The organism is Streptomyces sp. NPDC017940 (assembly GCF_044328435.1).
Lineage (GTDB): Bacteria > Actinomycetota > Actinomycetes > Streptomycetales > Streptomycetaceae > Streptomyces.
In genome coordinates, this window is sequence record NZ_JBIRHJ010000001.1 from 73,307 (window position 1) to 99,428 (window position 26,122).

Sequence of the window (26,122 nt, forward strand, 5' to 3'; positions counted from 1 at the left end):
TTCGCGCTCGTCCTCAAACGCCGGACGGGCTGACACCCCGCCGCACCGGCAGCGCCCCGCGAGGGCCCCGCCCCCGGCCGCCGGGGAAGGAGCGCTTGCCGTAGCCGTTAGGCTGGAGCTGTGGCAGTCGTCGATGTATCCGAAGAGCTCAAGTCCCTCTCCTCGACCATGGAGTCGATCGAGGCCGTCCTGGACCTCGACAAGCTGAGGGCAGACATCGCCGTGCTCGAGGAGCAGGCGGCCGCGCCGTCCCTGTGGGACGACCCGGACGAGGCGCAGAAGATCACCAGCAAGCTGAGCCACCTCCAGGCCGAGGTGCGCAAGGCGGAGGGCCTGCGCGGGCGCATCGACGACCTCGGCGTGCTCTTCGAGATGGCCGAGGAGGAGGACGACCCGGACACCCGCGCGGAGGCCGAGTCGGAGCTCGCGGCGGTCAAGAAGGCGCTGGACGAGATGGAGGTCCGCACCCTCCTCTCCGGCGAGTACGACTCCCGTGAGGCCGTCGTCACCGTCCGCGCCGAGGCCGGCGGCGTCGACGCCTCGGACTTCGCCGAGAAGCTCCAGCGCATGTATCTGCGCTGGGCGGAGCGCCACGGCTACAAGACCGAGCTGTACGAGACGTCGTACGCCGAAGAGGCCGGCATCAAGTCGACCACCTTCGCCGTCAACGTCCCGTACGCCTACGGCACGCTCTCCGTCGAGCAGGGCACGCACCGCCTGGTGCGGATCTCGCCGTTCGACAACCAGGGCCGTCGGCAGACGTCCTTCGCGGGCGTCGAGGTCCTCCCGGTCGTCGAGCAGACCGACCACATCGAGATCGACGAGAGCGAGTTGCGCGTCGACGTGTACCGCTCCTCGGGCCCCGGCGGCCAGGGCGTCAACACCACGGACTCCGCGGTCCGCCTGACGCACCTCCCGACGGGCATCGTCGTCTCCTGCCAGAACGAGCGCTCGCAGATCCAGAACAAGGCCACGGCCATGAACGTCCTCCAGGCCAAGCTGCTCGAGCGCCGCCGCCAGGAGGAGCAGGCCAAGATGAACGCGCTCAAGGGCGACGGCGGCAACTCCTGGGGCAACCAGATGCGTTCGTACGTCCTGCACCCGTACCAGATGGTGAAGGACCTGCGTACGGAGCACGAGGTCGGTAATCCGGAATCGGTGTTCAATGGCGAGATCGACGGTTTCCTGGAGGCCGGAATTCGCTGGCGCAAGCAGCAGGAGAAGTAATCTCGGCGCTATGTCGACAAAATTGAACTGATCCGAAACAGAGGCAACTGTGGCCCATGGGGCGGCGGTTGCCTTTGTTCATGGGCCTCGTGTGGGCTTCCTGCGCCTTTTACGTCACAGTCACACGTCCGTACGTCAGGCAACCGCCCCATAACGGGCATCGCGCCCGCAACGGCCTTGACGGCTTTTCGAAAACTGGCAAGGCTAGCGCGCGGCATGCGTATCTCCGGGGCGCGTGTGATCCGGGGGGCCGATCGAGAAGTCATCCCGCGACCGCGATCCGGGACGCTGCCTCACTGACGATTCAGCTACTGGGGGTAGCAGCCAGATGACGAAGAAGACGCGGATCCGCGTCGCGCGGATCGCCGCCGGCGCGGTGATCGCCGCCGGCGCCTCGCTGACCGCCGCCGGCGCCGCCTCGGCCCTCGACGTCGGTGTCGAGCTCGGCGGTACGGGCGCGAGCGCCTCCGCCGACCAGAGCGGCATCGGTGTCGACGCGGACCTCCCGGGTACGAACGACGCCACCGACGACCCGCCGGAGCCCAGCAACCCGCCCGAGCCCACCGGTGAGCCCACCGACCCGCCGGAGCCCACCGAGCCGCCCGAGCCCACCGACCCGCCGGAGCCGACGCAGCCGCCGGAGCCGACGAACCCGCCCGAGCCCTCGGTCCCGCCCACCGACCCGGGTGACGGCGACGGCGGTGACGACGACAACGGCAACGGCGACGGCAACGGCAATGGCAACGGGACCGGCGGGGGCAACGGGACCGGCGGCGGCAACAGCAACGGGACCGGCGGCGGTGGCAGCGGCGGCAACGACGCCGCCCCCGACGGCGGCGGCTCGGGCCCGGCCGAGCAGGGCGGCAAGGACAGCCTGACCGACACCGGCTCCAAGCCCGTCCAGCAGGTCTCCGACAACGGCAGCGCCAAGAACGACGGCGAGCTCGCCGAGACGGGCGCCACCGAGACCACCTTCCTGATCATCGGTGCCGCCACCATGATCGCCGGTGGCATCGGCTTCCGGTTCCTGCCCCGCCTGGCGGGCAACCGCGGCGCCGCGGCCTGACCGCAGCGGCTGCGGACGTGAGCGCGGCTTGACCACGACGGCAGCGGGACCACGACGGCTGTGGACGTGAGCGCGGCCCGACCGCACCGGCAGCGGAGGTGAGCGCGGCCTGACCGCAGCGGCTGCGGACGTGAGCGCGGTTTGACCACGACGGCAGCGGACGTGAGCGCGGCCCGACCGCACCGGCAGTGGACGTGAGAAGGGCCCGGAGCCTGACGGCTCCGGGCCCTTCCTCGTGTCCAGGGGTGCCCTGCGGCCGCGCCCCGGCCCGGCGCCCTTCGACTAGGCGGTCTGGTGCGCCACCAGTGCCATCGCCATGATCAACACCACGAGCAGCCCTATCAGGGCGGCAGGGCTGAGGCCGCCGAAGGGGCCGCCCTCCTGCTGCATCCGCTCCCGGCTGGCCCGGCACACGGGGCAGCGGCCCTCACTCACAGGCGCCGCGCAGTTCGCGCACACCAACCTGTCATAGGTCATGCGCTTCTCCTCCCGCACAGTCTCAGCCTGCCCAACGCTCTGGGAACCTCAACCGTTCCCCCTACCACTGTGCCAGCTTCCGCGGAATTCGGCGCGGCCCGCCGCCCGACGAGGCCCGCGGTCCAGCGGTGCCCCATTTGCACCAGGTGTTTTCCACAACAAAACGCGCAACTCAGGACGCCGACTGCGCGGCCGCACCCGGTTCGCGTATGGTCACGCTCACCTACCCCCGGCTACCCGTGGTGCATCCGTGATCCGATTCGACAACGTCTCCAAGGCCTACCCGAAGCAGAACCGCCCAGCCCTCCGCGATGTGTCGCTGGAGATCGAGAAGGGCGAGTTCGTCTTCCTGGTGGGCTCGTCCGGCTCCGGAAAGTCCACCTTCCTGCGGCTGATCCTCCGCGAGGAGCGCACCAGCCACGGCCAGGTGCACGTCCTGGGCAAGGACCTGGCCCGGCTCTCCAACTGGAAGGTGCCGCACATGCGCCGCCAGCTGGGCACCGTCTTCCAGGACTTCCGGCTCCTGCCGAACAAGACCGTCGCCGAGAACGTGGCCTTCGCCCAGGAGGTCATCGGCAAGTCGCGCGGCGAGATCCGCAAGTCCGTGCCCCAGGTCCTCGACCTCGTCGGCCTCGGCGGCAAGGAGGACCGGATGCCGGGCGAGCTCTCCGGCGGTGAGCAGCAGCGCGTGGCCATCGCCCGCGCCTTCGTCAACCGGCCGAGGCTCCTCATCGCCGACGAACCGACCGGCAACCTCGACCCGCAGACGTCGGTCGGCATCATGAAGCTCCTCGACCGCATCAACCGGACCGGCACCACCGTCGTGATGGCCACCCACGATCAGCAGATCGTGGACCAGATGCGCAAGCGCGTCATCGAGCTGGAGAAGGGCCGCCTGGTCCGCGACCAGTCCCGCGGCGTCTACGGCTACCAGCACTGACCCGGGCCCCGGCGCCTGCCATGGCCGCCGGTGTCCGCTCCGTGCTGCCCCCTCAGCTCCACCTGATCCACTGAAAGGCCGCCATGCGCGCCCAGTTCGTCCTGTCGGAGATCGGCGTCGGTCTCCGCCGCAATCTCACGATGACCTTCGCGGTCGTCGTCTCCGTAGCGCTCTCGCTCGCCCTGTTCGGCGGCTCGCTGCTCATGCGCGACCAGGTGAGCACGATGAAGGGCTACTGGTACGACAAGGTCAACGTCTCGATCTTCCTGTGCAACAAGGGGGACGCCGAGCAGGACCCCAAGTGCGCCAAGGGCGCGGTCACGAACGAGCAGAAGCAGCAGATCCTCACCGATCTGAAGAAGATGCCCGTCGTCGACACGGTCCAGCACGAGACGGCCGACCAGGCGTACAAGCACTACAAGGAGCAGTTCGGCGACTCCCCGCTGTCCAGTTCGCTGACCCCGGACCAGATGCAGGAGTCGTACCGCATCAAGCTGAAGGACCCGGAGAAGTACCAGGTGGTCGCGACCGCCTTCTCCGGAAGGGACGGCGTGCAGTCCGTGGAGGACCAGAAGGGCGTCCTGGACAATCTCTTCGAGCTGCTCAACGGCATGAACTGGGCGGCGCTCGCGGTGATGGCGCTGATGCTCGTGGTCGCCCTGATGCTGATCGTCAACACGGTGCGCGTCTCGGCGTTCAGCCGTCGCCGTGAAACCGGCATCATGCGGCTCGTCGGCGCGTCCAGCTTCTACATCCAGATGCCGTTCATCCTGGAGGCGGCCGTCGCCGGTCTGATCGGCGGCGGACTCGCCTGCGGATTCCTGCTCCTCGGCCGGTACTTCATCATCGACCACGGACTGGAGCTGTCCGAGAAGCTCAACCTGATCAACTTCATCGGCTGGGACGCGGTTCTCGCCAAGTTGCCACTGGTGCTCGCCATCGGACTGCTGATGCCCGCCCTTGCCGCGTTCTTCGCGCTGCGCAAGTACCTGAAGGTGTGACGCGGGCCATACGGGTGTGAGACGGCGGGCCACTTCCGTTTCCCAGGTGTGAGGAGTGCCTCGGGCGCCGTACGGTCAACCGGCCGTGCGGCGCCCCTCGTTGTCCTAGACTCACCGACATGTCAGGCCCTGATCGGCTCGCCGAGCCCCGTCGCGTCCGCCGCGGGGCAGCCCTGACATTGGTCTTCGCGAGCGTCCTCGCCACCGGCGCGGCCACCGGATCCTGGACGAAGGACACGGCGCACGGCCGGAGCGAGGCGCCGCCCGCCCGCTCCGTCGCCTCCGCCGAGGACAGCGGCCAGGACCGCGGGCCGCGCGGCGAGGACCGCGACCCCTCCGACGCGGCCGCGGACGCCGCCGCCGACGCCGTGGCCGACGGCAAGTCGGGCAAGGACGCCACCGAGGCTGCCGAGGAGGCCGTCAGCCGCAGCGGCGACCGCTGGGCGTCGGTCTACTCCCAGGGGGAGTACCGCGCCTTCGAGCAGTCCCTGGACGGCGCCTACACCGGCGTCGGCCTGTGGGCCAAGCGCGCGGCCGACGGCAGGATCGAGGTGTCCCGGGTGCAGCGCGGCGGGCCCGCGGAGCGGGCGGGCATCCGCGCGGGCGACCGGCTCACCGCCGTCGACGGCAAGAAGGTCGCCGGGCGCCCCGTCACGGACGTGGTGTCCCTGCTCCGCGGCGACCACGAGAACACCCCGGTCACCCTGGGCCTGCGGCGCGCCTCGCGCGCGTGGACGGAGACCCTGCGCCGCGCCCGCCTGTCGACGGACTCCGTGACCGTGAGCAGGCTCCCCGGCGGCGCCGTGATGATCAAGGTCGGGGCCTTCACCAAGGGATCGGGCGAAGCCGTGCGGAAGGCGGTGCGCAAGGCGCCCGCGGGCGCCGGCATCCTGCTCGACCTGCGCGGCAACTCCGGCGGCCTGGTCACCGAGGCCACCAGGGCCTCCTCCGCGGTCCTGGACGGCGGCCTCGTCGCCACGTACGACGTACGAGGACGGCAGCGCGCCCTGCACGCCCGGCGGGGCGGGGACACCGACAGACCCGTGGTCGCGCTCGTCGACGGCGGCACGATGAGCGCGGCCGAGCTGCTCACCGGGGCCCTCCAGGACCGCGGACGCGCGGTCGTCGTGGGCTCGAGGACGTTCGGCAAGGGCTCGGTGCAGATGCCGAGCCGACTTCCCGACGGCTCCGTCGCCGAGCTGACCGTCGGGCACTACCGCACCCCTTCGGGGCGGGCGGTCGACGGCCGGGGCATCACACCCGACCTGGAGGTCGAGGACGGCGCCCAGGAGCGGGCCGAGACAGTATTGACTGGCCTCGGACCCCCCTCGTAGTGCGAAAATGGCCGCACTATGGCTAAGGAAAAGCAAAAGCGCAAGGCGGCCAAGGCCGCCGAGAAGGCGCCCGCGCGCAAGATGATCGCGCAGAACAAGAAGGCACGGCACGATTACCACATCCTGGACACCTACGAGTGCGGCCTGGTCCTGACGGGCACGGAGGTCAAGTCCCTCAGGCTCGGCCGGGCCTCCCTGGTGGACGGCTTCGTGCACATCGACGGCCACGAGGCGTGGCTGCACAACATCCACGTACCGGAGTACGTCCAGGGGACGTGGACCAACCACTCCGCCACGCGCAAGCGCAAGCTGCTCCTGCACCGCGCGGAGATCGACAAGCTGGAGTCGAAGTCGCAGGAGACGGGCCACACGATCGTGCCGCTCGCGCTGTACTTCAAGGACAGCCGCGTGAAGGTCGAGATCGCGCTCGCCAAGGGCAAGAAGGAGTACGACAAGCGGCAGACGCTGCGGGAGAAGCAGGACACCCGGGAGACGAACCGCGCGATCTCGGCGGTGCGGCGGCGGCAGGGGATCGGATAGCCCCGCCCCTCGCGCGGGAATGGGCTGGCACGGGTCGGCGTCGGTCACGTACGATGGGACACGTCCCGCGGGTGACGGGACGCACCGGGCCTCCGGGTCCGGCTTGAAAAAACAACATGGGGATGATCGGTTTCGACAGCGGATGTCGAAGCAGGGGAAGCGTGTCGAGGAAGCGGCAATGATCTCGTAAACCATATGTCGCAACCAATAATCGCCAACACCAAGCGCGATTCCTTCGCCCTCGCTGCCTAAGTAGCGACTTGCGAAGTGTCAGCCCGGGGACTGTTCCCGACCCGGATCCTGGCATCAGCTAGGGAACTAAACTTCTAGACCCGGTCACGGGGTCTGGGAGGAAATCAAACAGTGACTGAGCCCGTCGGAGACTTGTCCACGAGATCTCCGGGGCCGAGAAAATCGAAGTGGACTGCACACGGAGAAGCCCTGATTCCGCACCGTTGGACGCGGGTTCGATTCCCGCCATCTCCACGAAGTCGACAGGCGACGTGTGCCCGCGCAGAGCGCGGGCCACGTCGCCTTCGTCGTTCCTGCGCGTCCGCGCCGCGCGTCGCGGGGGCTCTGCCACCCGCACCCCCTTGGGCCGGTTCGGCGACCGCACGCTTCCGGTGACCGTGTGGGGTCTGTCGCGGCGCGGTGTCATCCGGAATGCTCCTGACCCATGAGTAGACCTGTGAGACGCGTTCACCCCCGTATGCGCCACTGGATCTGGCCCGCCGTGCTCGGCATCGCCGTGGCCGCTCTCTCCCTCGGCTCCCTGACCGCGCCCGCCGGGGCGGACTCCGAGCGGAGCGGGCTGCCCGAGGCCATCGACACCGTGCTCGGCGACCCCCGTATGGAGGGCGGCGCCGCGAGTGTCGTGGTCGCGGACGCCGCGACCGGCAAGACCCTCTACCAGCACCTGTCCGGCGGGCGGCTCATGCCCGCGTCCAACACCAAGATGCTCACCTCGGCCGCCGCCCTCGAACTGCTCGGCCCGGACCACCGCTTCCGCACCGACGTGCTCACCACCGGTGACCGGCACGGGCCCGTGCTCAAGGGCGATCTGTATCTGCGCGGCACCGGCGACCCGACGACGCTCGCCAAGGACTACGACCGGCTCGCGGAGCGGGTCGCCGCGGCGGGCGTCAAGCGGGTCTCGGGGCGGCTCGTCGCCGACGACACCCGGTTCGACGACCGGCGCCAGGGCGACACCTGGGGCGCCGACGACGAGTCCTCGTACTACGCGGCGCAGATCTCCGCGCTCAGCGTCGCCCCCGACACCGACTACGACACCGGCACGGTCGTCGTCCAGGTGGCGCCGGGCCCCGCCGCCGGGGACCGGCCCCGGGTCACCGTGACCCCGAGGACCGACTACGTGGACATCGACCTGCGGGCCAGGACCGTCGCCGCGGGCGGTGCCGACACCCTCGCCGTCGAGCGGCAGCACGGCGGGAACACCATCACGGTCACCGGGACGGTGCCCGTGGGCGGCGCCGCCACCAAGGAGTGGATCACCGTCTGGGAGCCCACGCGGTACGCCGCCGCGATCTTCCGTGACGCCCTGGCCGCCCACGGCGTCACGGTGAGCGGACCCACCAGGGCGGGGATCGCCGTCCCAGAGGGGGCGCGTGCGCTGGCCGCGCACGACTCCATGCCGCTCGAGGACCTCCTGATCCCCTTCATGAAGCTGTCCAACAACATGCACGCCGAGTCCCTGACGAAGGCCATGGGGCACAAGGCGACCGGGCGGCCGGGGAGTTGGGGCGACGGCGTCGCGGCGGTCGCCGGCTACCTCAAGACGGCCGGTGTCGACCCCGGCGCGCTGCGCCAGGTCGACGGTTCCGGTCTCTCCCGCAAGAACAACGTCGCCGCCGACCAGTTCATCGAGTTGCTGCGGTCGGCGAAGGGCGAGCCCTGGTTCGCCGACTGGTACCGGTCGCTGCCGGTGGCGTGCGACCCGGACAAGTTCGACGGCGGCACGCTGCGCTCGCGCATGTGCGGGACACCGGCGGCCCTCAACGTCCGCGCCAAGACCGGGACGCTCACCGGGGCATCCGCCCTGTCCGGGTACGTGACGGACGCGGGCGGCCGCGAACTGGTCTTCAGCATCATCCTCAACAACTACCTGCCCGCCTCCGTCAAGGCGCTCGAGGACGCCATCGTCGTCACCCTCGCGAAGTCCGACGAGGACGAGGCCGTGCCGGTCAGGCCCCGCGCGGAGCGCGGTTCCGGTGCGGGCGGCGCGCTCGAGTGCTCGTGGCGCAAGCCCGCGCGGTGCTGAGCAGCAGCGCGCACAGCGCGGCGGCCGCCGGTACGGTGTAGCCGGCGGTGGGGCCGAGGTGCTCCACCGCCCAGCCGCCGGCCGCGGCGCCGCACGCGATGCCCCCGAGGAGCCCGGTCACGGCGAGGGTCATGGCCTCGTTCAACTGCCCGTCGGGGGCCAGGCGCTGGACGAGCGTCATGCCGGTGACCATGGTCGGCGCGGTCGCCATCCCGGCGATCAGGAGCGCCACCGCGAGCACCACGAGCGAACCGGTCGTGCGGACGGCGAGCAGCGGCAGCGTCATCAGGGCCGCCATCGCCGCCGCGCACAGGACGTGGCGGCGGTCGGCGGACCCGCTCGGCCGCAGCGCCCCGTAGGCGAGGCCCGCCGCGCACGAACCCGCGGCCTGGAGGGCGAGGACCACACCCGCGGCCGACCCCTGGCCCCGGTCGTCGGCGAAGGCGATCGTCGCGACCTCCATCGAGCCGAACACCGCGCCCGTCGCGAGGAAGACGACGAGCAGGGCGGGCATCCCCCGCGCGCGGAGCGGCGATCTCGCCTGCCCGTGCGTACGTCCCCGGGGCGGGGGTTCCGTCGTCCGCTGGGCGGTGAAGAGCAGCACCCCCGTCAGCAGGAGCACGGCCCCCACCAGGGTGCCCGCCTGCGGGAACAGGGCGCCGCACAGGAACGCGGCGAGCACGGGGCCGAGCATGAAGCACAGTTCGTCCGCCGCCTGCTCGAAGGAGTTCGCGCAGTGCAGCGCGTCCGGCTCGCCCTTCAGCAGGTGCGACCAGCGGGCCCGTGACATGCCGCCGGTGTTCGGGGTGGTGGCCGTGGCGGCGTACGAGGCGAACAGGGTCCAGTCCGGCGCTCCGAAGCGCACGCACAGCAGCAGCGAGAGCGAGCCGAGCACCGCGAGGCCCGTCGTGGGGACCGCGACGCGCGCCTGCCCGTGCCGGTCCACCAGACGTGCCGTCCAGGGCGCCACGACGGCGGTCGCGGCGAGCCCGGTGGCGGTGACGGCGCCCGCGAGCGCGTACGAGTCCCGGGCCCCGGCAATCATGATCACGGCACTGACGCTGAACATGCCCATGGGGAGGCGGGCGATGAGGTTGCCGAAGGTGAAGGCGGTGGCGCCGGGTATGGCGAAGAGGCGGGTGTAGGGGGTGCGGGGGTTGTGGGGGAGGTTTGGCCCACGGGGGGTGGGGGGCTTGGGCTCGGCGGGGTGACGAGTGTGGGCGGCGGGTGCGGGTGCGGGTGCGGGTGCGGGTGCGGGTGCGGGCTCGGGCTTGCGCGCGGGCTCGGGCTCGGGCTCGGGGGAGCGGTGCGCCAGGGGGGCGGGCTTGGGGTAGCGGTGGGTCGGGGCGGCTGGTTCGGGCTCCGGAGTGCGGTGGGCCGGGGCGGCGAGTTCGGGGGTGCGGTGGGTCGGGGTGGCGGGCTCGGAGGGGTAGGCCGGGGCGGCGAGTTCGGGGGTGCGGTGGGTGGGGGTGGCGGGCTCGGGCATGGGTTCAGGCTCGTGGGGGCGCGGGGGCGGGGTCCAACACCTTCTCGGACGCGATTCACGCACCCGAGTTGTAGGTTCGCCAGATGACCGAACCGACGCCGACGCCGCCGCCGACGCCGGTGACGCCGATGCCGATGCCGACGCCGCCGCCGACGCCGCCGACGACGCCGGAGGCGTCGGGTGCCGCGGCGCCGGGTGCCGCGGCACCCCGCGACATCGACCCCCGCCTCCTGCGGTCCTTCCTCGCCGTCGCCGAGGAACTGCACTTCACCCGGGCCGCCGCCCGCCTGTACGTGGCCCAGCAGGCCCTGAGCCGCGACGTGCGGCGACTCGAACGCGCCCTGGCGGTGGAGCTGTTCGTGCGGTCGACGCGGCAGGTGACGCTGACGGCCGACGGTGCGCGGCTCCTTCCGTACGCACGGCGGGTGCTCGCGGCGCACGAGGAGCTGTCCGCCGCGTTCGCGCGTACGGGGCAGGCGGCACGTCCGCTGCTCGTGGACCTGAACAGCCCGGGGCTCTTCTCCGCCCGGGTCCTGGACCGGGCCCGCGAACTGGTTCCGCACTGCGAACTGATGGCCCGCTTCGAGAGCGGTCTGACCGGGGCGGCCGCCGAGATCGCCGCCGGCCGTCTCGACGCGTCGTTCGGCCGGTTCGCCGGACTGCCCGGCGGCGTCCGCGCGGGCCTTGAGCAGCAGCCCGTACGGTACGAGCCGATGGCGGTGCTGCTTCCCGTGGGCCATCCGCTGACGGATCTGGACGCGGTGCCGGTCGACCGGCTCGCGGGCGAGCGCGTGTACGCGGGCGCGGGCAACGAGCGCACCCCGGAGTGGACCGACCTGGCCCACCGTCTCTTCGAGGGCCGCGGCATAGAGGTCGCGCCGCCCGCGCCGCTGGCCGTGGGCCCCGAGGAGTTCGCCCGCGTCATGGCCAAGCACCGCAACCCCGTGCTCGCCGTCGTCGGCTTCCCCGAGCTGCCGGGAGCGGTCCTTCGGCCCCTGGTCGACCCGGTGCCGCTGTCACCGGTGTCGCTGGTGTGGCGGCGCGGCCTTCGGCACCCCGGGCTCGACGCGCTGCGGCGTGCGGCGGCGGAACTCTCGGCGGCGGAGGGCTGGCTGAGGGTGCCTTCCGACGGGTGGGTTCCGGCTGCGGACGCCCTCGTCATGGCGAACGCGACCACGCCCGGAACCGGCACGGCCCCCACCCCTACGGGTCCCCCGCATCCGGAGCCGGGACATCCGCCTCACGCCCTGGCGGAGCGGGTACGCGACGCAACGCTTCGGACTGACACAAGGCGGTAATCATCGCGGGGCGTTGTGCGACCGTTAGGAAACAACGTCCCGCACAGGCCTTCGATATGCCCCTCTCTGTCCCCGTGCTGGGGATACCTCACTCTCGCATCAGCCTTTGCGCGTGGATAGCGTGGGTTCACTCAAGTGAACTCACTGACCCCACGTCCCATCGGGAGCTGACTGTGAACCGCCGACCTGCCTTGCTCGCGGTGGCCGCGCTGACCACTGCCGCGGCCCTGACGCTCTCCGCCTGCGGTGGCGGAGACGGCGACTCCAAGGGTGACGACAAGATCGAGGGGGCCGGGTCCGCGGCGAGCGAGAAGGCTTCGCCCTCGGCGTCGGCGGCGGGTGAGCGGGCCGACCGCCCGAAGGTCGACATGCCCAAGGGCGTGCGCAACGTCTTCGAGGGCGGGTCGACCGGGGACGCGAAGAAGGACGCGGTCCTCGAGGACAACGCGCGGAACCTCGACGCCATCGACGTGGCCATCACGGTGGGCGGGAAAACCTCCCAGAAGGCACTCAAGTTCTACAACAGGGACAAGGCCCTGATCGCCACGGCCTCTTACATCCAGGGCTATTACGACGACGGGAAGAGTTACGTCGGCGCCACTCGCTACTACGACCGGCAGGTCACCCTGCACGGGGCGGACGAGGCGTCCTTGACGTACTGCGCGGACGCGACCAAGACGTATCCCAAGGACCGTGAGACCGGCAAGGTGAACAGGTCCATCCCTGCCTCCGCCGACGACTACACGTTCTTCAACGAGCGTCTGAGGAAGAACGCCAAGGGTGTCTGGCAGGCGGTCGATGTCCTGTCCGAGACGGGAGCGAAGAAGTGCATGTGATACGTCCGGGGAGGCCCGTCAGGCTGGCCGCGCTGGCCCTGACCGCGGTGGTGGCCGCGACGCCCGCCACCGCGCACGCGGCCGGTGGCGAGGGCGGCAGGAAGCACCAGCGCGATTCCAGCGCGCAGGGCGGGGTGCGGGACGGCAAGATCAATATCGAGACGAGGGTCCGGACGAAGGTCGACGGCAGCGCCGGGCCCGCCAAGCCGGGCAAGCTCTCCTCCGTCGACGGCGACTGGACCCCGCCCGCCTGCTGGTACGAACCCGCTTTCTCTCCCAAGGAGATCGAGGCCCGGGTCAAGGCGTGGCGGAAGGTCAAGCTCTTCGGCCTCGGGGACTTCGTCGGCGACATCTACGACGCGTATTACAAGGACGGCCATCCCTACGAGGATTACAACCTGGACAAACAGGGTGAGGGGATGTTCTGGGCCGCGGCCATCAACCCCAACCGCAAGGACGAACCGGAAGCCAACGCTTGCGACAAGCTGCCGTTCTGGGTGCCGGAGAGCGAGACACCCGAGGAACCTCTTGCCGTTTCTCCGAGGATTCTCGCGGAATACGCCTACGACGAACTCCCGCTTCCCACGACCGAGATCACCATGGCGCCCGAAGGCGAGACGAAGGTCAATCTGCCGACCTGGGTCTGGCTCGACAAGGCGAAATTCAAGAAGGTCTCGGTGACGGCGAGTCTGCCCGACACCAACATCTCGGCCACGACCACGGCCGAACCGATCTCCCTGAGGATCAACCCGGGTACGAAGGACGCCACGACGTACCCCGCTTCCGGCGAGTGCCCCATCGTGGACGGCCGGATCGGCGAGCCCTGGGCCAAGGGCAAGTCCAAGCAGACCCCGCCGTGCGGAGTGAAGTACCTCCGGTCGTCGGGCGACGGTTCGTACGAGCTCAACGCCACGGTCACCTGGAAGATCACGTGGACGAGCACGACGGAGGGCGGGGACCGCCTGCCCGACGCCGAATTCGGTGCCGATCAGAACGTCGTCGTCAAGGAGATCCAGTCCGTCAACCGCTGACGCGTGCTTGCCTGAGCCAAGAGCCGCCCCGGCTGTGTGTGAGCCGGGGCGGCCTTCTTGTGCACGCCCTCGCGCATTCACGGATGTGACGCTCCACCCCCGGGAGCTACGCTCCGCGCTATGAATCAGCCACCTGGCCAGCCGCCGCAGGGCGGGTTCGGGGCGCCGCAGCAGCCGCCGTCGGACCAGCCGTATCCGCCCCACCAGCCGCAGTCCCCGTTCCCCGGGCAGCCGCCCGCCGCCCCGCCCCCGCCCGCAGGGCAGCCGGGGTACGGGTACCCGCAGCAGCCCCCGGGCCCGTACGGTGCCCCGCCGCCGCTCCCGGGCCACGGTGACGCCCCCGCGAACCCTTACGGGCAGCAGCCTCTGCCGGGTCAGGGTCCGTACGGGCAGCAGCCCCCGCCAAGTCAGGGGCCCTACGGGCAGCAGCCCCCGCAGGGGCCCTACGGGCAGCCTCAGTTCGGTGGCCATCCGCCGCCCCCGCCCGGTCGCGGCCCCGCGCAGAAGAAGCGTGCCGTCCTGATCGCGGCAGCCGTGGCCGCTGTGCTCGTCGTCGGGGGTGGCTCCTTCTTCCTCCTCAGTGGTGGGGACGACAAGGACGACAAGGCCGACGAGGGCAAGAAGCCGCAGGCCGACAAGAGCGCGTCCGCCGATGCGACGCCGGGGGGCTCCGGCGAGCCCTCCGAGGGTACGGACGACGGCGGGGGTGGCCTCGGGGACGAGTCGCCCTCGATACCCTCCGCCGCTCCCAGTACCGACGTACCGGACAGCGGCGGCATCGGCGGCGATGACGACGACGGTCCCGCGCCCGCCTCCGGGTACAAGGGGCAGTGGCAGAACGAGAGCCTCAAGACCCTCACCGTCGCCGACAAGCAGACCACCGGCCAGGCCGCGGGCAAGCACATCGTGTCGTACCTCGACCCCGGCGGTGTCGGCATGTGCACCGGGCTCGGACAGGACCGCTCCGGCGGCGAGTTCCGGCTCGCCCTCAAGTGCGGCACCGGGGCGAAGCAGAAGTTCATCGGCGCCGATCTGTCCCGCTCCGGCGACTCCGTCGTCATGGACTGGGACAAGGGGGGCTCCGACACCCTCAATTGGGCCGGGGGCCTCCACTAGCCGGGACTCGACTAGCCGGGACTCGGCCGGGCGCGAACTTGGTCGGGTGCGGGCTCGGCCGGGCGCGGGCTCGGCCGGGTGGCCCCCGCCCGGGGCGCCCACCCTCACCCCCCACCCCACCCCACCGTGAGCCCAACGTTCCCCCACGGTCACCCGGCGGCACGGGCCTGAAACGCGTCCTCCCTACCTTCGGGAGCATCAGCCGCTGGCCGGGAGGCGTGGGATGACCTTGACGACGGGAAAGACCGGGAAGGCCCGGGAGGCCTTGGAGGCCGGGAAGGGTGGGGGTGAGCGGGGCTGGATCTCGCGGTGGGAGCCCGAGGACGAGGAGTTCTGGGAGCGGGAGGGCGCGCGCGTGGCGCGCCGGAACCTCGTGTTCTCGGTCCTGTCCGAGCACATCGGGTTCTCCGTGTGGACGCTGTGGTCGGTCATGGTCCTGTTCATGGGACCGGAGTACGGGATCGACGCCGCCGGGAAGTTCTTCCTGGTGTCGATGGCCACCCTCGTGGGCGCCGTCGTCCGCGTCCCCTACACCTTCGCCGTCGCCCGCTTCGGCGGACGCAACTGGACCGTCGTCGCGGCCTCGCTGCTCCTGCTGCCGACCGTCGCGGCGTTCGTCGTCATGGAACCCGGGACCTCCTACACCACCTTCCTGGTGTGCGCCCTGCTCACCGGCGTCGGCGGCGGCAACTTCGCCTCCAGCATGACGAACATCAACTCCTTCTTCCCGCTGCGCAAGAAGGGCTGGGCGCTCGGCCTCAACGCCGGGGGCGGCAACATCGGCGTACCCGTCATGCAGCTCGCGGCCCTCGCCGTCATCGGCGCGGGCGGCGGACCCCGGCTGCTCCTCGGCGTCTACATCCCGCTCGTCGTCGTCTCGGCCGTCTGCGCCGCGCTCTTCATGGACAACCTCGCGACGGTACGCAACGACACCGGCGCGGCCCGCGAGGCCGTGCGCGACCCGCACACCTGGATCATGTCGCTGCTGTACGTCGGGACGTTCGGGTCGTTCATCGGGTACAGCTTCGCCTTCGGGCTCGTGCTCCAGACACAGTTCGGGCGCACGCCCCTGGAGGCCGCCCAGGTCACCTTCCTCGGACCCCTCCTCGGATCGCTGATCAGGCCCGTCGGCGGCCGGCTCGCCGACCGGTACGGCGGGGCCCGCATCACCCTGGGGAACTTCACGGGCATGGCGGCGGCCACCGGGGTCGTCGTGGTGGCGTCCGAGCGGGAGTCGCTCGCCCTGTTCACCGCCGCCTTCATCGTCCTGTTCGTACTCAGCGGGCTCGGGAACGGATCCACGTACAAGATGATCCCCGGGATCTTCCACGCCAAGGCGGTGCGTGCGGGGCTCGTGGGGGAGGAGGCCACGCGGTACGGGCGGCGGCTCTCCGGGGCCGCCATGGGGCTCATCGGGGCCGTCGGGGCGCTCGGCGGCCTGGGCATCAACCTCGCCTTCCGGGAGGCCTTCCGCACGGCGGAACCGGCGGGAGCGGGCACCGGCGCGTTCGTCGCCTTCCTCGCCTGCTACGCGCTCTGCTCCGTGGTCACCTGGGCCATATACCTTCGCCGGCCCGCCGCCCCGCGCCCCGCGCCGGCCCCCGCCGCGGGCGACGAGCCGCAGCGCGCCTGCGCCGAGGTGTGACGCGGCGACGTAACACCGGGGACACCGCGGTAACACGCGGGACATCCCGGTGATCCGGGACCGTCACCGGCCGTTGGCACGCTCGACGCATGAACGCCAGCCAGCAGCACGGACCCCTCTCCGGGTTCACCGTCGGCGTCACCGCGGCCCGCCGCGCCGACGAGCTCGGCGCGCTGCTCCAGCGGCGCGGCGCCACCGTCCTGCACGCCCCCGCCCTGCGCATCGTGCCCCTCGCGGACGACAGCGAACTCCTGACGGCCACCGAGGAGTTGATCGGCCTCCCACCGGACGTGGTGGTCGCCACCACCGCCATCGGGTTCCGCGGCTGGATCGAGGCCGCCGACGGCTGGGGGCACGGCGAAGCGCTGCTGGCACGGCTGCGCGGGGTGGAGCTCCTCGCCCGCGGGCCCAAGGTCAAGGGCGCCATCCGCGCCGCCGGGCTCACCGAGGCCTGGTCACCGTCATCGGAGTCCCTCGCCGAGGTCCTCGGCCGGCTCCTCGCGGAAGGCGTCGACGGGCGGCGTATCGCCGTACAGCTGCACGGGGAGCCGCTGCCCGGCTTCGTGGAGGCCCTGCGCGCGGGCGGCGCGGACGTCGTCCTCGTGCCCGTCTACCGCTGGCTGCCGCCCGCCGACCTCACCCCCCTCGACCGCCTCCTGGACGCCACCGCGGCCCGCGGCGTCGACGCGCTCACCTTCACCTCCGCGCCCGCCGCCGCCTCGCTGTTCGCCCGCGCCGCGGAACGGGGGACGACGGACGAGCTGACCGCCGCGCTCAACCGCGACGTGCTGGCCGCCTGCGTCGGCCCCGTCACCGCCCTCGCGCTGCACACCAGGGGCGTGGACACCGTGCAGCCGGAACGCTTCCGGCTCGGCCCCCTCGTCCAGCTCCTCTGCCAGGAGCTGCCCGGGCGGGCGCGGACGCTGCCGGTCGCGGGGCACCGGGTGGAGGTCCGGGGGCACGCGGTACTCGTCGACGCCGAGCTGCGGGCCGTGCCACCCGCGGGGATGGCGCTGCTGCGGGCCCTGGCGCGGCGGCCCGGCTGGGTCGTCGCCCGCGCCGAGCTCCTGCGCGCGCTGCCGGGCGACGGCCGTGACGAGCACGCCGTCGAGACCGCGATGGCCCGGCTGCGCGCCGCACTCGGCGCCGCCGGACTCATCCAGACCGTCGTCAAGCGCGGCTACCGCCTCGCGCTCGACCCGGTGCCGGGAACCGGGTCCAAGTACGCGGACTGAGCACCCGGCCCGGACGTGTGCCCCGCGGCCCCGCGCCCGCCGAACAGCACGAGCGCCCGGACGAGGAAGCCGACGGCGAGCGTGCTCAGGAGCGCGCGCACCGCGTTCCACGCCACCCACGCGTCCTCGAAGTCCGCGCGCACCGCCGCCGGATCACCGATGCGCGCCGGGTCGCCCGCCTCCGCGAGCCGCTCGTTCAGGGGGATGTTCACGGCGACGGTGAGCACGAACGCGACGGCGTACGAGAACAGCGCCGCGAGCGCCCATCGGCAGGGCGTGCCGGAGCGCCGCAGCCGCCAGGCCGCGGCGGCCGTGAGCAGCGGCGCCCCCAGGAAGCTCGCGAAGAACACCGGGTTCTCGATCGCTTCGTTCATGTGCTGCATGACCTCGATGTACGTACGGTCAGGACCGCGGGCCAGGCCCGGCATCACGGCGCAGGCGAAGGTGTAGAAGGCCCCGGCGCTCAGGCCCATGGCCACGGTGGCGGCCCCCAGGAGCACCCCGTCACCACGGCTCGGACGTACCGGCGTGCGGTTTCGGTCCATGTCGTTTCGGTTCATGGTTCGAGTCAAGCGCCGGGCGTCCGCGGTGACCATGGTCGAGGCGCGCGGCGGCATACGCGTGCGTCTGCGCGGGGGCGCTTCCCCGCGGCGCGGGCCGGTGGCAGGGGTTCCGGTGGGGCCCGCGGGCGGGCACTGTAGGGGTACGGCACTCACCGGCACACCCCAAGGCGGTGAAAGGCGCATGGTGTTGGGTGCGTCCAAGTCTGCGTCCCCTTCAGTGTCCCGCTCCGCGGCTCCTCCCGCGGCCCCCTCCGCGGCCCCTTCCGCGGCCTCTTCCGCGGTCCCTTCCGCGGTCCCTTCCGCGGCCTCACCCGCGGCACCTCCCGCACGCCCTCCCACCGCCGCCCCCCTGGCACCGGCGTCGCCCGCGTCGCCCTCCGCGCCACCCCCCACCCTCCAGGACCTGCGCTTCGACGCGGGCCGCCCCTGCCTCGACCTCCTCGCGACCAGCCATCCCGTGGAGCGCCTCGACGGTGTGCAGCGGCTGCGGGACTGGCTGGCCGGGGCGGGGCTCGTACCGGCCGGTACGCCGCTGCCGGGCGCCGACCCCTCCTGCCTCGCCGCCTTCCGCGAACTGCGCGGCCACATCGCCCAGCTGGTCCGTGCCGAACTCCTCGGGCGGCGCGCCGACACCGCGCTCGCCCGCGTCAACGCCCTGGCCGCGGCGGCCCCGCCGGCCCCGCGCGCCGTCCGGCTCGCCGACGGCACCCTGACCCGCGCCCTGCACGGCGTCCCCGGCCGCCCCGCGCTGCTCGCCGCCGTCGCCAGGGACGCCGTGGACCTGCTCACCGACCCGGTGGCGCGCTCGCTCCTGCGCCGGTGCGAGGGCGACAACTGCGCCATCGTGTACCTGGACACCTCGCGCGGCCGCCGCCGGCGCTGGTGCTCGAGCGAGGTGTGCGGCAACCGCGAGCGGGTGGCGAGGCACCGGCGGCGTGCGGCCCTCGCACGGGCCTGAGCGGGAACATCCGCGCGCCGTAACGGGACGGCAGGACCCCCGCGGCGCAAGAGCCGCCGCGCAGGACCGGTCCCCGCGGCAAAAAAGCGTCCCCCTCCTTGAACGGACGCGCGGCCGGGTCCGTACGTCCAAGGTGACCAGCCGACAGGACCGACTGCGCCGACCCCGCGCGGAGCACGGCCGGAACGGGCAGCCGAGACGAACAGCGGACAGCGGAGGCAGCCGTGCGCAAGGATTCCGCCGTGGCCGATGAACGCCCTCATCGACGACATCGCCTGACGCCGACTCCCGCGCCGGAGCCGGACGAGGAACTGATGCGCGCGCTCTACCGCGAGCACGCGGGTCCACTTCTCGCCTATGTGCTCCGCCTGGTGGCGGGCGACAGGCAGCGCGCCGAAGATGTCGTACAGGAAACGCTCATCCGTGCCTGGAAGAACGCCGGTCAGCTCAACCGGGCCACCGGTTCGGTACGCCCCTGGCTGGTGACGGTCGCACGTCGCATCGTCATCGACGGCCACCGCAGCCGGCAGGCCCGGCCGCAGGAGGTCGACCCGTCACCGCTGGAGGTCATCCCCGCGGAGGACGAGATCGACAAGGCGCTGTGGCTGATGACCCTCTCGGACGCGCTGGAGGACCTGACTCCCGCCCACCGGGAGGTACTTGTGGAGACCTACTTCAAAGGGCGTACGGTCAATGAGGCGGCACAGACACTGGGCATACCCAGCGGGACGGTGCGCTCGCGGGTCTTCTACGCGCTGCGCTCGATGAAGCTCGCCCTTGAGGAGCGGGGGGTGTCGACATGAGTACGCCGTACGGCACGGGCGGCCACGGGCAGGACCCGTGGGGCGCAGGGCCGGGCTCGGGCGACGTGCACGAGACCGTCGGCTCCTACGCCCTCGGGATCCTCGACGACGCGGAGTCCGCCGAGTTCGAGGCGCACCTGGCGGGCTGCGACTTCTGCGCGCGGCAGCTGGAGGAGTTCGCCGGCATGGAGCCGATGCTCGCCGCCCTCGCCGACTTCCCCGACGCCGGTCCTCCCGGCGTCCCGGACGCGGGCGGCGGCCACCGGCGCGGCGCGCCCCGGATCGGCGAGCAGCTCGCCGCCCGGCCGGACCCGGGGCTCGCGGACCGGCTCGTCGACGAGGTCGCGGCCAAGCGGTCCCAGCGGCGCAGGCGCGGGATGTACCTGGCCGCGGCGGCCGCGGCGCTGATCATCGGGGGGCCGCTCGCGGTCGTCGCGGCGACCGGGGACGACGACGGCGGCAGCGACAGGAGGGACGTCGCGGGCGGCGACCCGCACCCGACGTCACCGGCGGAGGACGCCTTCTTCCACCACATGGAGACCAAGCGGGCCGCCACCGATCCCACGACCAAGGTCACGGCGACGGTGGGCACCGAGAAGAAGGCCTGGGGCACGCACACGGTCCTGGAGCTGAAGAACGTCAAGGGCCCGCTGAAGTGCTCGCTGATCGCGGTCGGCAAGGACGGCAAGAAGGAGACCGTGACGACCTGGTCGGTGCCCCGGTGGGGCTACGGCATCAAGGACAGCCCGCACCGGGCGGCGCGGAATCCGCTGTACGTGCACGGCGGCGCCGCGTTCGACCGCAACGACATCGACCACTTCGAGGTGCGCACGTTCGAGGGGGAACGTCTGGTGGAGGTGGACGTGTAGGCGGGCGGCGACTGCACAAGCGGGGCCCCTTTCGCGTACGGTGGACGGCTGCTCAGTACGGGCAGCAGCACGTCAGGAAAGGGGCCCCGGTGGCCGACGTACGCGACCGCGAGATCAGCGTCGAACAGGAACATCTCGACCAGGTCTACCGGCGCCTCGAAGAGAAGATCCACGAGGCCGAGTTCCTGATGAACGACGCCGCCAAGCGGTCCCAGGTGGGTACGCCGGGCGCACTCGCCGAACGGGACGCGCAGGTGTTCCGCGCGGGTGTCCATCTCAACCGCCTCAACAACGAGTTCGAGGACTTCCTCTTCGGCCGCATCGACCTGTTGCTCGGCAAGGACGGCAAGAAGGGCCCCGACGGCGCGTACACGGCGGTCGAACCCGCCGAGGGCGCGGTCCGGGAGGTCGAGGACGGCGGGACCGAGGGGTCCGAAAGATCCGAGGGATCCGAGGGGTCCGAGGGGTCCGAGGGGTCCGAGGGGTCCGAGAGGTCTGGCGGGGCTCAAGGGCACGGCGGATCCGGCGGGTCCGACGGTGCCCACGGCGACGGCGACGGCGGTGGCAGCGCGAGCGGCGGTGGTGTGCGCCGGTTGGTGGCCGACATCGCCGAGACGCTGCACATCGGCCGCATCGGTGTGCTCGACGCGGACTACTCCCCGCTGGTCATCGACTGGCGCGCGCCCGCCGCCGCGCCCTTCTACCGCTCGACCCCGGTCGATCCCGGCCGGGTCGTGCGCCGGCGCGTCATCCGCTCCAAGGGCCGCAGGGTCCTCGGCGTGGAGGACGACCTGATGCGCCCGGAGCTGACGGCGTTCCTCGACGGCGAGCAGCTGCCCGTCATCGGTGACGGCGCCCTGATGGCCGCGCTCGGCCAGGCCCGCAGCCACACCATGCGGGACATCGTGGCGTCGATCCAGGCGGAGCAGGACCTGGTGATCCGCGCTCCGGCCGCCTCGGTGACGTACGTGGAGGGCGGCCCCGGCACGGGCAAGACCGCCGTCGCCCTGCACCGCGCGGCCTACCTGCTCTACCAGGACCGGCGCCGGTACGCGGGCGGCATCCTCATCGTCTCGCCGACCCCCCTGCTCGTCGCCTACACGGAGGGCGTCCTGCCGTCCCTCGGCGAGGAGGGCCAGGTGGCGATCCGCGCGGTCGGCTCCCTGGTCGACGGCATCGAGGCCACGGTCTACGACACCCCGGCGGTGGCTCGTGTCAAGGGCTCGTCCCGCATGGTGCGGGTCCTGCGCCGGGCGGCGCGGGGCGCCCTGGAGTCTCCGCTCGGGGCCGCGGGCACCGCCCGGAGGGCGGAACGGACGGGCGCAGCCGACCCGCACCCGCCAACGGCGAACGCCCGGCAACTCGCCTTCGGCGAGGAGGACCCCGAAGCCGAAGGCGAGCCGGCAGGGACCGCCCCCACCCCCGCACGCCTGCGCGTAGTGGCCTTCGGCCGCCGCCTGGAACTGGGCGCCGGCCAGCTGTCCCGTATCCGCCAGACGGCACTGGGCGGCACGGCCCCCGTCAACCTGCTCCGCCCCCGCGCCCGCAGACTCCTCCTGGACGCCCTCTGGGAGCAGTCCGGCGCCGCGGGCAGGCACGACGATCCGGAACTCGCCGCCGAACTCCGCTCGTCCTTCGACGACGACATCACCTCCGAGGACGACTTCCTCGCCTTCCTCGACGCCTGGTGGCCGGAGCTCACCCCGCGCGCCGTGCTCACCGCGATGGGCGACGAACGCGCCCTGCACCGCTGGGCGCGCCGCGTCCTGAACCCCGGCGAGATCCGCAAGGTCGCCCGGTCCCTGAGACGCGACGCCCTGTCCGTGCACGACGTGGCGCTGCTCGACGAGTTGCAGGCGATCCTCGGTACGCCGCACCGGCCGCGCAAGAAGAAGGAGCTCGACCCGCTCGACCTGCTCACCGGCCTCGACGAGCTGATGCCGCAGCGCGAGGAGTCCCAGCGCGAGCGCGCCGAACGCCTGGCGGCGGAGCGCACCGAGTACGCGCACGTGATCGTGGACGAGGCGCAGGACGTGACGCCCATGCAGTGGCGCATGATCGGCCGCCGCGGCAGGCACGCGACCTGGACGGTCGTCGGCGACCCGGCGCAGTCCTCCTGGTCCGACCCGGACGAGGCGGGCGCGGCCAGGGACGAGGCCCTCGGCACCCGTCCGCGCCGCCGCTTCACCCTCACCGTCAACTACCGCAACCCCGCCGAGATCGCCGAACTCGCCGCGAAGGTCCTGGCCCTCGCGATGCCGGGGTCCGCGTCGCCGTCCGCGGTCCGCTCCACCGGCATCGAGCCGCGCTTCGCCGTCGTCGGCCGCGCGGCGAAGGACGGCGGCGGGCGCGAGGGCGCCCTCGGCAGGGCGGTGCGCGAGGAGGCGGCCCGCCTGCTCGACCGCGTCGAGGGCACCGTCGGCGTGGTCGTGGCCATGAACCGCAGGGAGCAGGCGGCCCGCTGGCTCGACGGCCTCGGGGAGCGCGTCGTCGCCCTCGGCAGCCTGGAGGCCAAGGGCCTGGAGTACGACGCGACGCTCGTCGTCTCGCCCGCCGAGATCGCCGACGAGTCCCCCGCGGGCCTGCGGGTGCTGTACGTGGCGCTGACCCGCGCCACGCAGCAGCTCACCGTCCTTTCGGGCGAACGTGACGACCCGGACGGGCAGGGAGTGCCGGACCTGCTGCGGGAGTGAGCGTCAAGGCGGCGCGGGAGCGGCCGTGGGGGCGGCCCGGGTCCGGCCGTGAGGGCGGCGTGCGCGTGACCGTCACGGCGGCGCGCCGTGCGGCGGGGACGAATCCGCGGGATGGGAATTGCCTTACGGGGTTCGTTTGTTACCGTTGATGTGGCACCGGCCCGATCCAAGCCCCCGGGCCCAACCTTCGTCGCTACGAGCGACCACTTGCCGCGAGGCGAGCATGGCGGGTCGGTGTCACCTAGCGCAGCAAGAGGTCCGCGTCACCAAGTGGCGCGGACCTCTTTGCGTTCCCCTCTTTCTGTTTGCTTCAACTTCTCGTATGGTGGAAGTCGTTTTCCGAAAGTGGAGTGAACAAAACGTTCGTAATCCGATGCGGCTACCGCGTACCAAGTGGTAGGTGCGACCATCGAACGGCAACAGCTACAAGGTGAAAGCAGAGGAAGTCCGCCATGGCAACGGCGCCCAGCGTCTCCTACTCGATGACGGTCAGGCTGGAGGTGCCCGCGAGCGGAACAGCGGTCTCCCAGCTCACCACGGCCGTGGAGTCCTCCGGCGGCTCCGTCACCGGCCTCGACGTCACGGCGTCCGGCCATGAGAAGCTGCGCATCGACGTCACGATCGCGGCGAGCTCGACCTCGCACGCCGACGAGATCGTCGAGGAACTGCGCGGCATCGAGGGCGTCACCCTCGGCAAGGTCTCCGACCGTACGTTCCTGATGCACCTCGGCGGCAAGATCGAGATGCAGTCGAAGCACCCCATTCGCAACCGCGACGACCTCTCCATGGTCTACACACCGGGTGTCGCCCGCGTGTGCATGGCGATCGCGGAGAACCCCGAGGACGCGCGCCGCCTCACCATCAAGCGCAACTCCGTCGCGGTCGTGACGGACGGCTCCGCGGTGCTCGGCCTCGGCAACATCGGCCCGAAGGCGGCCCTTCCGGTCATGGAGGGCAAGGCGGCCCTCTTCAAGCGCTTCGCGGGCATCGACGCCTGGCCGCTGTGCCTCGACACCCAGGACACCGACGCGATCGTCGAGATCGTCAAGGCCATCGCGCCCGGCTTCGCCGGCATCAACCTGGAGGACATCTCCGCGCCGCGCTGCTTCGAGATCGAGGCCCGGCTCCGCGAGGCCCTGGACATCCCGGTCTTCCACGACGACCAGCACGGCACCGCGATCGTCGTCCTCGCCGCCCTGACCAACGCGCTGCGCGTGGTGGGCAAGGGCATCGGGGACGTCCGCGTCGTCATGTCCGGCGCCGGAGCGGCCGGTACGGCCATCCTCAAGCTGCTGCTCGCCGCGGGCGTCAAGCACGCCGTCGTCGCCGACATCCACGGCGTGGTGCACGCGGGCCGCGAGGACCTGGCGTCCTCCGCCACGGACACCGACCAGGGTTCGCAACTGCGCTGGATCGCCGACAACACCAACCCCGAGGGCGTCACCGGCACCCTCAAGCAGGCCGTCGTGGGCGCCGACGTGTTCATCGGCGTGTCGGCCCCGAACGTGCTCGGCGGCGACGATGTCGCGGCCATGGCGGACGACGCGATCGTGTTCGCGCTCGCGAACCCGGACCCGGAGGTCGACCCCGCAATCGCCCGCGAGACGGCGGCAGTTGTGGCCACGGGCCGCTCCGACTTCCCCAACCAGATCAACAACGTCCTGGTCTTCCCCGGCGTCTTCCGCGGCCTGCTCGACGCCCAGTCGCGTACGGTCAACACGGAGATGATGCTGGCCGCCGCCACCGCCCTGGCGGACGTGGTCACCGAGGGCGAGCTGAACCCGAACTACATCATCCCGAGCGTCTTCAACGACAAGGTCGCGGGCGCGGTCGCCGGAGCGGTGCGCGGCGCCGCCAAGGCGGCGGGGGCCGCTGTGACGGGTACCACGGCCTGACCGCACGGCGCGTCGCGGAACGCGGCGCCCGTGACGGCCCTCTAGGGTGGCGGGACGCGGGCCTCAGGGCCCGCGCGGCCCTACCGGGCCCGAAGGGCCCCGCACCGGCCCCACGCCGGTCCGTCGGGGCACGCGGGTCCGGCGCCGGGAGCGGACGGAGCGTCACCATTTCGAGGCACCCAGCCGAGGAAGGGGCGCCCTTCGTGTGACTCCCACGGGTGCCGGATTGGCTTTCCCGCCGCAGGTGGGGGCAGGATGCGTCTCTGGGCGCGAGGGTCCGACGGGGACCCGGTCCGGGGCTCGCCTGAGGACCCTGGCAGCATCGGCTTCGCTGTGCCCGGTATGCGGCTCCGCCGCGTGGCACGCCTCAACAGCAAGAAGAACACGGGAGTACAAACATGAACCGCAGTGAGCTGGTGGCCGCGCTGGCCGACCGCGCAGAGGTGACCCGCAAGGACGCCGACGCCGTGCTGGCCGCGTTCGCCGAGACCGTCGGCGAGATCGTTGCCAAGGGCGACGAGAAGGTCACCATCCCCGGCTTCCTGACCTTCGAGCGCACGCACCGTGCCGCTCGCACCGCCCGCAACCCGCAGACCGGCGAGCCGATCAACATTCCGGCCGGCTACAGCGTCAAGGTCTCGGCGGGCTCCAAGCTCAAGGAAGCGGCCAAGGGCAAGTAAGCAGGCCTCTGGCCTTGTGCAGCGAAGGGGGGGCCCCCCCCGGGGGGGGGGGCCCGCGGGGGGGGGGGGGGGGGGGGGGGGGCGCGGGAGAGCTATGCCGCAACCCCCCCGGGGGGGGGTGTGGTCCCCCCGCGCGGGGGGTTGCCGCGGG

Annotated in this window: 22 protein-coding genes and 1 other RNA gene; 20 read left to right on the forward strand and 3 right to left on the reverse strand. The window is 72.0% G+C overall.

Annotated features, from left to right (window positions below):
- Window positions 1-120 precede the first annotated feature (120 nt).
- Window positions 121-1,227 carry a peptide chain release factor 2 gene (gene prfB / locus ACH4DX_RS00245; protein WP_398153434.1) on the forward strand — a complete coding sequence of 369 codons (1,107 nt, stop codon included), beginning with the start codon at window positions 121-123 and terminating at the stop codon, window positions 1,225-1,227.
- A 328-nt stretch (window positions 1,228-1,555) separates the two neighbouring features.
- Window positions 1,556-2,293 carry a hypothetical protein gene (locus tag ACH4DX_RS00250; RefSeq protein ID WP_398153435.1) on the forward strand — a complete coding sequence of 246 codons (738 nt, stop codon included), beginning with the start codon at window positions 1,556-1,558 and terminating at the stop codon, window positions 2,291-2,293.
- A gap of 282 nt (window positions 2,294-2,575) precedes the next feature.
- Here the strand turns inward: ACH4DX_RS00250 and ACH4DX_RS00255 are convergent, their stop codons facing one another.
- Window positions 2,576-2,770 carry a hypothetical protein gene (locus tag ACH4DX_RS00255; protein WP_398153436.1) on the reverse strand — a complete coding sequence of 65 codons (195 nt, stop codon included), beginning with the start codon at window positions 2,768-2,770 and terminating at the stop codon, window positions 2,576-2,578.
- Between the two features lie 250 nt (window positions 2,771-3,020).
- Here ACH4DX_RS00255 and ftsE point away from each other — a divergent pair, with 250 nt between their 5' ends.
- The 6 genes from ftsE (at window position 3,021) to dacB (ending at window position 8,863) form a co-directional block, all read left to right on the forward strand.
- Window positions 3,021-3,710, forward strand: coding sequence for a cell division ATP-binding protein FtsE (ftsE, locus tag ACH4DX_RS00260; protein ID WP_164324428.1), 690 nt, complete (start codon window positions 3,021-3,023; stop codon window positions 3,708-3,710).
- 83 nt (window positions 3,711-3,793) lie between these two features.
- Window positions 3,794-4,711: a permease-like cell division protein FtsX gene (gene ftsX, locus ACH4DX_RS00265; protein ID WP_398116386.1), complete on the forward strand. Its 918-nt coding sequence runs from the start codon at window positions 3,794-3,796 to the stop codon at window positions 4,709-4,711.
- A gap of 119 nt (window positions 4,712-4,830) precedes the next feature.
- Window positions 4,831-6,045 (forward strand): S41 family peptidase, encoded by a 1,215-nt coding sequence (locus ACH4DX_RS00270; protein ID WP_398153437.1) that lies wholly within the window; start codon window positions 4,831-4,833, stop codon window positions 6,043-6,045.
- Window positions 6,046-6,063: 18 nt separating this feature from the next.
- Window positions 6,064-6,585 carry an SsrA-binding protein SmpB gene (smpB, locus tag ACH4DX_RS00275; RefSeq protein WP_398116389.1) on the forward strand — a complete coding sequence of 174 codons (522 nt, stop codon included), beginning with the start codon at window positions 6,064-6,066 and terminating at the stop codon, window positions 6,583-6,585.
- A gap of 118 nt (window positions 6,586-6,703) precedes the next feature.
- Window positions 6,704-7,074, forward strand: a transfer-messenger RNA (tmRNA) gene (ssrA, locus tag ACH4DX_RS00280).
- A gap of 187 nt (window positions 7,075-7,261) precedes the next feature.
- On the forward strand, window positions 7,262-8,863 hold the full coding sequence (dacB, locus tag ACH4DX_RS00285) for a D-alanyl-D-alanine carboxypeptidase/D-alanyl-D-alanine-endopeptidase (protein ID WP_398153438.1): 1,602 nt from the start codon (window positions 7,262-7,264) through the stop codon (window positions 8,861-8,863).
- On the opposite strand, the gene ACH4DX_RS00290 is transcribed toward dacB, so the two are convergent.
- Window positions 8,787-10,178, reverse strand: a complete 1,392-nt coding sequence (locus ACH4DX_RS00290; RefSeq protein ID WP_398154138.1) for an MFS transporter — start codon at window positions 10,176-10,178, stop codon at window positions 8,787-8,789. The two genes, dacB and ACH4DX_RS00290, sit on opposite strands and share 77 nt — an antisense overlap.
- 254 nt (window positions 10,179-10,432) lie before the next feature.
- Between ACH4DX_RS00290 and ACH4DX_RS00295 the strand changes: the two genes are divergently transcribed.
- The 6 genes from ACH4DX_RS00295 to ACH4DX_RS00320 all read left to right on the forward strand — a co-directional run bounded on the left by ACH4DX_RS00295 (window position 10,433) and on the right by ACH4DX_RS00320 (window position 17,510).
- Window positions 10,433-11,647, forward strand: coding sequence for a LysR family transcriptional regulator (locus tag ACH4DX_RS00295; RefSeq protein WP_398153439.1), 1,215 nt, complete (start codon window positions 10,433-10,435; stop codon window positions 11,645-11,647).
- 173 nt (window positions 11,648-11,820) lie between these two features.
- Window positions 11,821-12,483 (forward strand): hypothetical protein, encoded by a 663-nt coding sequence (locus tag ACH4DX_RS00300; RefSeq protein WP_398153440.1) that lies wholly within the window; start codon window positions 11,821-11,823, stop codon window positions 12,481-12,483.
- A complete protein-coding gene (locus ACH4DX_RS00305) occupies window positions 12,474-13,514 on the forward strand; it encodes a hypothetical protein (protein ID WP_398153441.1) in 1,041 nt (346 codons plus the stop codon). Before ACH4DX_RS00300 ends, ACH4DX_RS00305 begins: the two co-directional genes overlap by 10 nt.
- A 120-nt stretch (window positions 13,515-13,634) precedes the next feature.
- Entirely contained in the window at window positions 13,635-14,630 is a 996-nt protein-coding gene (locus ACH4DX_RS00310; RefSeq protein WP_398153442.1) for a hypothetical protein, read from the forward strand.
- Window positions 14,631-14,853: 223 nt separating this feature from the next.
- Window positions 14,854-16,275, forward strand: a complete 1,422-nt coding sequence (locus tag ACH4DX_RS00315) for a nitrate/nitrite transporter (protein WP_398153443.1) — start codon at window positions 14,854-14,856, stop codon at window positions 16,273-16,275.
- A gap of 89 nt (window positions 16,276-16,364) precedes the next feature.
- Window positions 16,365-17,510 carry a uroporphyrinogen-III synthase gene (locus ACH4DX_RS00320; RefSeq protein ID WP_398153444.1) on the forward strand — a complete coding sequence of 382 codons (1,146 nt, stop codon included), beginning with the start codon at window positions 16,365-16,367 and terminating at the stop codon, window positions 17,508-17,510.
- Here ACH4DX_RS00320 and ACH4DX_RS00325 read toward each other — a convergent pair.
- Window positions 17,456-18,070, reverse strand: coding sequence for a DUF1772 domain-containing protein (locus ACH4DX_RS00325; protein WP_398153445.1), 615 nt, complete (start codon window positions 18,068-18,070; stop codon window positions 17,456-17,458). The genes ACH4DX_RS00320 and ACH4DX_RS00325 overlap by 55 nt on opposite strands.
- Before the next feature lie 352 nt (window positions 18,071-18,422).
- On the opposite strand from ACH4DX_RS00325, the gene ACH4DX_RS00330 reads away from it, so the two are divergent.
- The 6 genes from ACH4DX_RS00330 (at window position 18,423) to ACH4DX_RS00355 (ending at window position 25,971) form a co-directional block, all read left to right on the forward strand.
- Window positions 18,423-19,031 (forward strand): CGNR zinc finger domain-containing protein, encoded by a 609-nt coding sequence (locus tag ACH4DX_RS00330; protein ID WP_398154139.1) that lies wholly within the window; start codon window positions 18,423-18,425, stop codon window positions 19,029-19,031.
- 224 nt (window positions 19,032-19,255) lie between these two features.
- Window positions 19,256-19,834: a sigma-70 family RNA polymerase sigma factor gene (locus ACH4DX_RS00335; RefSeq protein WP_398116402.1), complete on the forward strand. Its 579-nt coding sequence runs from the start codon at window positions 19,256-19,258 to the stop codon at window positions 19,832-19,834.
- Window positions 19,831-20,703: an anti-sigma factor family protein gene (locus ACH4DX_RS00340; protein ID WP_398153446.1), complete on the forward strand. Its 873-nt coding sequence runs from the start codon at window positions 19,831-19,833 to the stop codon at window positions 20,701-20,703. The genes ACH4DX_RS00335 and ACH4DX_RS00340 overlap by 4 nt, the downstream gene beginning before the upstream one ends.
- 89 nt (window positions 20,704-20,792) lie before the next feature.
- Window positions 20,793-23,396, forward strand: coding sequence for a HelD family protein (locus ACH4DX_RS00345; protein WP_398153447.1), 2,604 nt, complete (start codon window positions 20,793-20,795; stop codon window positions 23,394-23,396).
- 452 nt (window positions 23,397-23,848) lie between these two features.
- Window positions 23,849-25,291: an NAD-dependent malic enzyme gene (locus ACH4DX_RS00350; protein ID WP_398153448.1), complete on the forward strand. Its 1,443-nt coding sequence runs from the start codon at window positions 23,849-23,851 to the stop codon at window positions 25,289-25,291.
- 398 nt (window positions 25,292-25,689) lie between these two features.
- A complete protein-coding gene (locus ACH4DX_RS00355; RefSeq protein WP_016645140.1) occupies window positions 25,690-25,971 on the forward strand; it encodes an HU family DNA-binding protein in 282 nt (93 codons plus the stop codon).
- Window positions 25,972-26,122: the final 151 nt, after the last annotated feature.